Here is a 2,502-nt window from a genome sequence, read left to right as displayed (position 1 = left end):
GGCTTCCTTGATTTCTTTGACTGCTTTTAGCCCTTCGTTAATTACAACTGGAGTTCCAATTTCTACAATATCGATATACTCTTGAACCTCCTGCACTACTTCTTTTGCCTCTGAAATATTTACAAGATCCAATGCTAATTGAAGTTCCATACTTACTTCACTCCTTCATTAAATGGGGTTGTCTAGCATGAATTCATTGTAAAACCGTTACTTTCAAAAAAAAAGTAGGCACTTTTAAAACATATAGTCACTAAAAATATACTATGGACGCTTCAATGCAGCGTATCATTTGTATTTATTTTAGAAAATTCCGAATAATAAGAGTGGATTTATCCTTCTCACCAAAAGATTTTAACCCATATGGCTGGAATTATTCATTTCAGGCTCTATAACGGTTTCCATATAATTTTTTCCCCACTCATCCATGGTCTCAAGGATGGGCATCAAGCTTCTCCCGTGTTCAGTCAAGGAATATTCAACTTTTGGAGGGACAACCGGATAGACTTTTCGGTGAACGATTTGATCTTCTTCCAATTCTCGCAGCTGACTTACTAACATTCGCTGAGTAATTCCCGGCATCATGGACTTTAACTCCCCAAATCGTTTCGTCCCTTCTTTTCCTAGGTGCCACATAATCAGCATTTTCCACTTGCCTCCAATAATCGTTAACGTTAATTCCTTTTCACAGTTAAACGTTTTGCTAAAAAGTCTGCTCAATCCTTTTTCCTCCCTTTTTATGCGTAATAGTATAGTTTTAGACACTATATGAAAATAAAGTGTCTACTTATAAAGGAAAATTGTACCTGCTATACTGTAATCTGTAAAGACGGTAAAAGACTATATTCACTGTAATAGACCGTTAAAATAAAGGAGGAGATCAATTGGGCAGTGTAGCTCGTTCACGTGATAATTGTCTCAAGTCTCATTCACCACAAGCGTTAGAAGTGGATTCCATGACCTTTATCTTATTTGGAGCAACAGGAGATTTAGCTAAAAGAAAAATTTTTCCTGCGTTATATAATTTATTTTTAGATAAAAAACTGCCTTCTTCCTTTTCTATTGTTGGTACGGGTAGAAGCAACTGGTCTAATGATGCCTTTCAAATATATGTAGAAGAATCAGTAAAGACTTTTTCAAGGCGCTTTAGCCAAGGTGAATCCAAGATAAAAGAATTTCTTAAGACAGTTGGCTATCATAAAATGGATGTTACCAATAGTGATGGATATGACCAGTTGCTGCAGGCTATTCAAGAAGGCGAAGCAGAATTAAATATTCCTGAAAATCGTCTTTTCTATTTATCAGTGGCTMCTGAATTTGTAGACGTTATTGCTTCAAATATAAATAGCGGCGGATTGGGATCTACAAAAGGCTGGAAACGTCTTATTATCGAAAAGCCTTTCGGACACGATTTACAATCTGCTCAAGTCTTAAATCAAAAGCTTACTGAAACGTTCAATGAAGAAGAGATTTATCGTATCGACCACTATCTAGGAAAACCAATGATTCAAAATTTGGAGGCTCTAGCATCTGCAAACCCTATTTTACAAGCACTATGGAATCATCACTACGTTGCAAATGTCCAAATTACAGCTAGTGAAACAGTTGGTGTAGAAGAAAGAGCGCCTTACTATGATCAGTCCGGTGCAATTAGGGATATGTTCCAAAACCATATGCTTCAAATGCTGATGATGACTGCCATGCAGCTGCCAAAGACACTTAACATCGCAAAAACTCGCCAACAAAAGATAAAAATTATGAAAAGCCTTCGTCCTCTACAAAAAGAGTTTATTCATTCGAACGTCATAAGAGGTCAATACGAAAAAGGAAAAATCCAAAATCGTTCCGTTATAGGATATAAAGATGAGCCCGGCATCAATGCAGCTTCCGTTAATGACACATTTATAGCAGTCCGGGTATGGATTGATCATGAGCTTTGGAAAGGAGTGCCCTTCTATCTTCGCACAGGAAAACGAATGAGTAAAAAATGCACCCGTATCGTCATTGAATTTAAACATCCTTTAAAAGATGTTTATAAAGATGAAGAAGTTATTCCTAACCTTTTGGTTGTCGAAATCAGCCCAAATGAAGGTATCTCACTGCAATTAAACAGCAAAAATCCTTTGAATGACAATAAAATCGAACCTATTTTTATCAATTTCTCAACAAATCAAAAAGAAGTACCCGAGGCTTATGAACTGCTGTTATCTGATGCTTTACAGGGAGACTCCACATTTTTTGCTCATTGGGAAGAGGTTGAATTATCTTGGAAATGGGTGCAACCTATTTTAGAAGTTTTTAATAATGAACGCTTTCCTCTTCATTTTTATCCTGCGGGTACGATGGGCCCAGYAGCWTCAAATCATTTGTTAGAAGACGACGGGTTTAAGTGGTGGTGATTACTTTTAATCTCGTTAAAAAGAGGCTGGGGTAAAAGCATTTTATTTGAAGAAAGATCCGAACGATGAAGCGAGATTCTTGATGGAGAATCCAACTCGTTCGGAT

At 36.9% G+C, this 2,502-nt stretch carries 3 protein-coding genes; 1 reads left to right on the top strand and 2 read right to left on the bottom strand.

Annotated elements, in window-relative coordinates; genetic code table 11:
* Together AC1DRF_RS23015 and hxlR are read right to left on the bottom strand one after the other, a co-directional pair.
* On the bottom strand, window positions 1-150 hold a 150-nt coding region (locus AC1DRF_RS23015), incomplete at its 3' end, for an orotidine 5'-phosphate decarboxylase / HUMPS family protein (RefSeq protein ID WP_477741782.1).
* Window positions 151-351: 201 nt separating this feature from the next.
* Window positions 352-717 (bottom strand): transcriptional activator HxlR, encoded by a 366-nt coding sequence (gene hxlR, locus AC1DRF_RS23010; RefSeq protein WP_258357896.1) that lies wholly within the window; start codon window positions 715-717, stop codon window positions 352-354.
* Between the two features lie 164 nt (window positions 718-881).
* Here hxlR and zwf point away from each other — a divergent pair, with 164 nt between their 5' ends.
* A complete protein-coding gene (gene zwf / locus AC1DRF_RS23005; protein WP_477741781.1) occupies window positions 882-2,396 on the top strand; it encodes a glucose-6-phosphate dehydrogenase in 1,515 nt (504 codons plus the stop codon).
* Window positions 2,397-2,502 lie beyond the last annotated feature (106 nt).

This window comes from Priestia sp. P5_B4, assembly GCF_056400385.1.
Note: the sequence above shows the minus strand (reverse complement) of the source record. Positions and strands in the feature narration are given on the sequence as shown.